5 protein-coding genes and 4 tRNA genes are annotated in these 6,812 nt (G+C 36.5%); 8 read left to right on the top strand and 1 reads right to left on the bottom strand.

Features of this window, described 5'->3' with window-relative positions; genetic code table 11:
- The 8 genes from alaS to rarD all read left to right on the top strand — a co-directional run.
- On the top strand, positions 1 to 2,118 hold a 2,118-nt coding region (gene alaS / locus A9G30_RS05480; RefSeq protein ID WP_065588296.1), incomplete at its 5' end, for an alanine--tRNA ligase.
- Positions 2,119 to 2,253: 135 nt separating this feature from the next.
- Positions 2,254 to 2,454: a carbon storage regulator CsrA gene (csrA, locus tag A9G30_RS05475; protein ID WP_065567772.1), complete on the top strand. Its 201-nt coding sequence runs from the start codon at positions 2,254 to 2,256 to the stop codon at positions 2,452 to 2,454.
- Positions 2,455 to 2,578: 124 nt separating this feature from the next.
- Positions 2,579 to 2,671, top strand: a tRNA-Ser gene (locus A9G30_RS05470).
- 16 nt (positions 2,672 to 2,687) lie between these two features.
- Positions 2,688 to 2,764 (top strand) — tRNA-Arg (locus tag A9G30_RS05465).
- A gap of 18 nt (positions 2,765 to 2,782) precedes the next feature.
- Positions 2,783 to 2,859 (top strand) — tRNA-Arg (locus tag A9G30_RS05460).
- Positions 2,860 to 2,878: 19 nt separating this feature from the next.
- Positions 2,879 to 2,955, top strand: a tRNA-Arg gene (locus A9G30_RS05455).
- Positions 2,956 to 3,107: 152 nt separating this feature from the next.
- Positions 3,108 to 4,400: a serine--tRNA ligase gene (gene serS, locus A9G30_RS05450; protein WP_065588295.1), complete on the top strand. Its 1,293-nt coding sequence runs from the start codon at positions 3,108 to 3,110 to the stop codon at positions 4,398 to 4,400.
- Between the two features lie 67 nt (positions 4,401 to 4,467).
- Entirely contained in the window at positions 4,468 to 5,364 is an 897-nt protein-coding gene (rarD, locus tag A9G30_RS05445; RefSeq protein WP_065588294.1) for an EamA family transporter RarD, read from the top strand.
- Between the two features lie 44 nt (positions 5,365 to 5,408).
- On the opposite strand, the gene pflA is transcribed toward rarD, so the two are convergent.
- Entirely contained in the window at positions 5,409 to 6,188 is a 780-nt protein-coding gene (pflA, locus tag A9G30_RS05440; protein WP_218057015.1) for a pyruvate formate lyase 1-activating protein, read from the bottom strand.
- Positions 6,189 to 6,812 lie beyond the last annotated feature (624 nt).

Here is a 6,812-nt window from a genome sequence, read left to right as displayed (position 1 = left end):
GGCGATACAGGTCCTTGTGGTCCTTGTACTGAAATTTTCTATGATCATGGCGATCATCTTTGGGGTGGCCCTCCTGGAAGCGCTGAAGAAGATGGTGACCGATATATAGAAATTTGGAATATTGTCTTTATGCAATTTAACCGATGCCCTGACGGTACAATGGAACTATTGCCTAAGCCATCAGTTGATACAGGTATGGGGCTTGAGCGTATTGCAGCGGTGCTTCAGCATGTTAATTCTAATTATGAAATTGATTTATTTAAAAAATTAATTCACGATGTAGCTAAAATTATTCAAACTAAAGATTTGGAAAGTAAATCTTTACGAGTCATTGCCGATCATATTCGATCTTGCGCATTTTTAATTTCTGATGGTGTACTTCCATCTAATGAAGGTCGTGGTTATGTATTACGCCGTATTATTCGACGTGCTGTACGCCATGGACATATGTTAGGCGCCAAAGATATTTTCTTCTATAAACTTGTTAAACCATTAATTGAAGTAATGGGAAGTGCTGCAATTGAATTAGGACAAAACCAGAAGTTGGTCGAAGACGCACTCAAAATTGAGGAAGAGCAATTTTTAAAGACACTAGAACGAGGATTGTTTTTACTTGATCAAGAATTAACTAAAATAACGGGAAACATTTTACCTGGAGATATTGCATTTAAACTTTACGATACTTACGGTTTTCCTTTAGATTTAACTGCTGATGTATGTCGTGAAAAAAATATTACTGTTGATGAAATTGGCTTTAATTTATGCATGGAAGAGCAACGTAAGCGAGCCCGTGAATCAAGCTCTTTTAATGTTGATTATAGTAATGTTATCAAACTTGATGATAAAACAGAATTTTTAGGCTACCAAGAAACAGAATCATCAGGAAAAGTTATCGCTATATTTAAAGATGGTCAAAAAGTTGAAAGTGTTAATTCTGGCGATGATGCTATTGTCATTTTAGATAAGACACCATTTTATGGCGAGTCTGGTGGTCAAATTGGCGATAAAGGATTATTAACAGCAGCAAATGTTGAATTTACTGTTTTAGATAGTCAAAAATACGGCAAAAGTATTGGTCATATAGGTAAAATAATTAAAGGTTCTTTAAAAGTTGGCGATAATGTTACTGCTGCAATTGATGTGGAGTTACGTGAGCGTATTCGTCGTAATCATTCAGCTACACATTTGTTACAAGCTGCGTTGCAACATGTTTTAGGTAATCATGTTCATCAAAAAGGGTCTTTAGTTAATGATAGTTATCTGCGTTTTGACTTTTCGCATAATCAAGCTATTACGCCAGAACAAATTATTGAGATAGAGAATTTGGTTAATCAACAGATTCGCCACAATTTACCTGTAGAGATTGAACTAATGCCAATTGATAAAGCCAAAGATAAAGGCGCTATGGCTTTATTTGGTGAAAAATATGAAGATATTGTTAGAGTTCTTACAATGGGTGATTTTTCAATTGAGCTTTGTGGTGGTACTCATGTAGATAGAACGGGTGATATTGGTTTATTTAAAATAATATCCGAATCAAGTATCGCATCTGGCGTGCGCCGTATTGAGGCAACCTCAGGACAAAATGCAATGGATCTGATCCATCATGAGTCTAATTTATTAACTCAGATTGGACAAGTAGTTAAAAGCGATAAGTCTGCTGTTTTAAACCGTATTGAGCAACTGTTTGAACAAACTAAACAGCTTGAAAAAATAATTGAGCAATTAAAAGCACAAAAAGCGAGCCAAGATAGTGCGCAATTGCTTAATCAATGCGAAAAAATCAATAGTACAAATTTACTAATTGCTAAACTTGATAATGTCGAAGCAAAATTATTGCGCACTATGATTGACGATCTAAAAAATCAATTGAAAACAGGCGTAATTGTTTTAGCGGCCGTTAATGATGGCAAAATCAATTTAGCTGCTGGAGTCACCAATGATTTAATCGGTGTAGTTAAAGCTGGTGAATTAGTTTCTCAATTAGCGTTAAAGGTAGGTGGTAAAGGTGGTGGGCGACCTGATTTTGCTCAAGCAGGTGGAATGGATCTTTCAGCGTTACCAGAAGCGTTATCTTCTGTAAAAAAGGAAATCAGTAATAAATTACAGGCAAGTTAGTCCAGATATGCTCGATTATTTATTAGTTAAATATTAGAGTTTTTTCTGCAAAATTTTATCTTACTGATAGAAGGCTAGCGAAGCTATATCTTAAAAATTGTTTAGATATATACTTAACTGATATTAGGAGATCGAATGTTAATTTTAACTAGGAGAGTAGGTGAAACACTAATTATTGGTGATGATGTAGTCATTACTATTTTAGGTGTTAAAGGTAATCAAGTCAGAATTGGTATCAATGCCCCTAAAGAAGTTTCAATTCATAGGGAAGAGATATATAACAAGATTCATCAGTCAAAAGAGACAAATGATGAATTATCCAAGCCAATGGGGTGATATTGGGTAGGAAATAAACAATTAAGCGCACATAAACAAAAAAATGTTTGACTTATTTTTTGTAAACCGTAATATGTGCGCCACACATTATGATTTTGTTGCTAAAGCGAAATCATAATGTTTCGGTGAGATGGCCGAGAGGCTGAAGGCGCTCCCCTGCTAAGGGAGTATGCGGTCAAAAGCTGCATCGAGGGTTCGAATCCCTCTCTCACCGCCATTTGAAATTAAAATATGCATCCGTAGCTCAGCTGGATAGAGTACCCGGCTACGAACCGGGCGGTCAGGGGTTCGAATCCCTTCGGATGCACCATTTTAATAAATTCAAAATGCATCCGTAGCTCAGCTGGATAGAGTACCCGGCTACGAACCGGGCGGTCAGGGGTTCGAATCCCTTCGGATGCACCACTTTTTCATGAGTTTACATGCATCCGTAGCTCAGCTGGATAGAGCACTCGGCTTCGAACCGAGCGGTCAGGGGTTCGAATCCCTTCGGGTGCGCCATTTTGGTTGAATACCAATATAATTCTAGTATACTAAGTTCACAAATTTTAATATATGTAATTACCCACTTTTTGATTTATATGTTCTGTTATCTATATTAGAATAATAATGAAGTGAAAATATTACTTAATTAATAATAATGGACATTATTTATGTTGGATCCGAATTTACTCCGAAATGAACTTGATCTTGTTGCTAATAAATTAGCACGCCGTGGATTTAAATTAGATGTTGATACTATCCGTCAACTAGAAGAAAAACGCAAAGTATTACAAGTTGAAACCGAGAATTTGCAAGCTGAGCGTAATGCTCGCTCAAAGGCAATTGGTGAAGCTAAAGCACGAGGCGAGGATATCTCAGCTGTACGTGAAGAAGTGAATAAGCTTGGTGAAAAACTTAATAGCGCTAAAGCTGAGCTTGATATCTTACTTAACCAAATTAAAGATATAGCTTCTACTATTCCTAATATTCCTGATGACTCCGTTCCTGATGGCAAAGATGAAAATGACAATATAGAAATTTCTCGCTTTGGAACCCCACGAACGTTTGATTTCCCGATTCAAGATCATGTTGCATTGGGCGAGCGCTTTGGTGGGCTAGATTTCGCAGCAGGAGTAAAGCTAACCGGTGCACGTTTTGTCGTGATGAAATCACAAATAGCACGCTTACATCGAGCTATAACTCAATTTATGTTAGATTTGCACACTGAACAACATGGTTATGCCGAGATTTATGTGCCGTATTTGGTAAATCAGACAACGCTTTTTGGCACAGGACAATTGCCGAAGTTTGCGGGTGATTTATTTCATACTAAACCGCTAGATGAAGAAACAGAAAGCAGCAATTATGCATTAATTCCAACTGCTGAAGTGCCTGTAACCAATCTCGTGCGTGATGAAATTCTTGATGAAAGCGTATTACCATTAAAAATGACAGCACATACGCCGTGCTTCCGCTCTGAAGCAGGATCTTATGGTAAAGATACTCGCGGATTAATTCGTATGCATCAATTTGATAAAGTCGAATTGGTTCAAATTGTTAAGCCTGAAGAATCTATGCAAGCATTAGAAGAACTTACTGCCCATGCGGAAAAAGTTCTACAATTACTTGAATTACCATATCGAAAAATTGTGTTATGCACTGGCGATATGGGCTTTGGTTCATGTAAAACTTACGATCTTGAAGTTTGGGTTCCAGCGCAAAATACTTATCGTGAGATCTCTTCTTGCTCTAATATGTGGGATTTCCAAGCACGTCGCATGCAAGCTCGTTACCGTAATAAGGCCGATAATAAAACTTATTTAGTTCATACTTTAAATGGTTCAGGATTAGCGGTTGGTCGCACACTGGTTGCCATTATGGAAAACTACCAACAGGCAGATGGAACAATTAAAATCCCATCCGTCTTAATTCCTTATATGAATGGCGTTGAGTTTATCGGATAAAACTGGACATTACACATACAATAGCGCTAATAATTAGCGCTATTTTTTTATTAATTAAGGTGGAAAAATGATAAAAGGCATTACACTTTCGATACTGGCGTCATGCCTTTTTGGTTTACTTTATTACTATCCTGTTTTATTACAACCGTTATCCGTTATTGATATTTTCTGTTGGCGATTATTAACTTCTTTTCCTGCTATTATTGTTCTTATTTCTATAGAAAAACAGTGGCCTGAAATTGCAATGCTACTAACACGAATTAAGCAGCAACCATCGTTGCTTATTGGACTATTATTCTCTTCATTACTGCTAACAATACAAATGTTGATTTTTATTTGGGCTCCCCTTAATGGGCACGGATTATCGGCATCACTAGGGTATTTTTTATTACCATTAACCATGGTAATTATTGGGCAGCTCGTCTACCAAGAAAAGTTAAGTTTTTTACAAAAAATATCAGTTGGACTGGCGGTATTAGGCGTTATTATTGAAATCTATATGACCCAAGCATTTTCATGGGAAACTGCCGTTATTGCATTAGGTTACCCTATTTACTTCATGGTTCGGCGTAAGTTGCAAATAGAAGGTATTGCAGGTACATTTTCTGACTTCTTTTTTATTTTCTTAGGTTGCTTAGGCTACTTTTTAATAAGTCATCGTGTTAACAAGATACTTGATGATCTTATCCATTTCCATCTATATATTCCAATATTGGGCATAATAACCGCACTAGCATTTGCGATGTATTTTATGGCAAGACGACTATTACCAATGGGTTTGTTTGGTTTACTTGGCTATGTAGAGCCAGTATTACTTACTATTGTCTCTGCCTTATTTTTACATGAATCAATTTCGCCTGAACACATTGTCTCATATGGGCTTATTTGGTCGTCAGTTTGTGTTCTTGCTTTAGAAGGTTGCCTTTTTGTTTTACGAGCAATAAAGCGAAAAATAATATGGTGAAAACCGCAGATGGAAGGCATATGATCATTCATATGCCTTTTATTTTATTTACTGAAGGTGACATAATGGCCATAAGATTCTAAAATGCCTTGGATCCTGTCCATGGTTTCTCTTGGCGGTGCCTCAACGCCAGCCAATTTATATTCGTCACCAAGCGTGTCCCATTTATAAGCCCCTAATTTGTGATAAGCTAATAATTCTACGCGCTCAATATTATCCATTCCTTGAATGAATTTACCGAGTAAATGAGCGGAATCATCATCATCAGTCCATCCTGGTACAACCACATAACGTATCCAAGTTCTTTTGTTAATTTTTTGTAGATGTTTAGCAAATTCTAGAACACGTTTATTAGGCACACCAACTAGTTTTTGATGAATTTCATCATTGACCTGTTTTAAATCGAGCATCACTAAATCAGTGACTTCTAAAAGTTCATCCATTATATGATCGAGCTGCCTAGCATACCCATTAGTATCTAAACAGGTACTAATACCCTCTTGATGGCAAGCTCTAAACCATTGAGTAACAAATTCAGCTTGTAAAGTTGCTTCACCACCAGAGGCCGTTACACCACCACCATTTGGCATAATGAAGCTTTTGTAAGAAACAATCTCTTTCATCAACTCATCAACGGTAACTTCTCGACCTGCTTTTAAATCCCACGTATCGCGATTATGGCAATACAAGCAGCGCATTAAGCACCCCTGAAAAAAAACAATAAAACGAATCCCAGGACCATCTACAGTACCGAAAGATTCGAAAGAGTGAATACGACCTATAATAGGCGACTTTGTTGTCATAATTATGTTTTGTTGTTCCATAGATAATCTCTAATCATTGCTCATATTGCTTTTTTAATCATTTTAACCCTGATAATGACTAAATTACACCAATTGTATTAATCAATACGAATTATATTTCCGTTTAATTATATCGAATAATGACCCATAATATTTAATTATTATCATCGTATTCATATTTAATTACAGTGGCACAAATAGTATTTTAGCGTTGATAAAAAAATAGCGCCTTAAGGGCGCTATTTTAATTAAGTAATCAATGACTAAAGTCGGGTAGCAACGACACATTACTGTGTCGCCGCCCCCTAAGAACTGTACGAGCGAATTTCTCCGCATACAGCTCAAGCCTTTCTATTAACTTATTGCTAAGTCGGTTTCAATACGTCTAACTTTAGCGCATGAACTTTAGTATGACACACAGGATGTAATAATACCCTGTTTTTCAGCTTATTATCCCTTGGACAGGCTACACTAATTAGTACCAGTTTAATAAGGTCATTGTTATGATAACCAAAAAACAAAAGGAACCAACAATGACAAATCTCATTTCAAGAAGAGAAAAACGCAGTTTTAGTAATGAATTTAAAAAACAGAGGGTAATGTTATACCAAAATGGCAAAAAACGAGCGGATATTGTCACCGAAT

Origin of the sequence: Gilliamella sp. Fer4-1, from assembly GCF_001690515.1 — a bacterium.
Taxonomy (GTDB): Bacteria; Pseudomonadota; Gammaproteobacteria; order Enterobacterales; family Orbaceae; genus Gilliamella; species Gilliamella apicola_C.
This window is presented reverse-complemented; position numbering and strand designations above follow the sequence as displayed.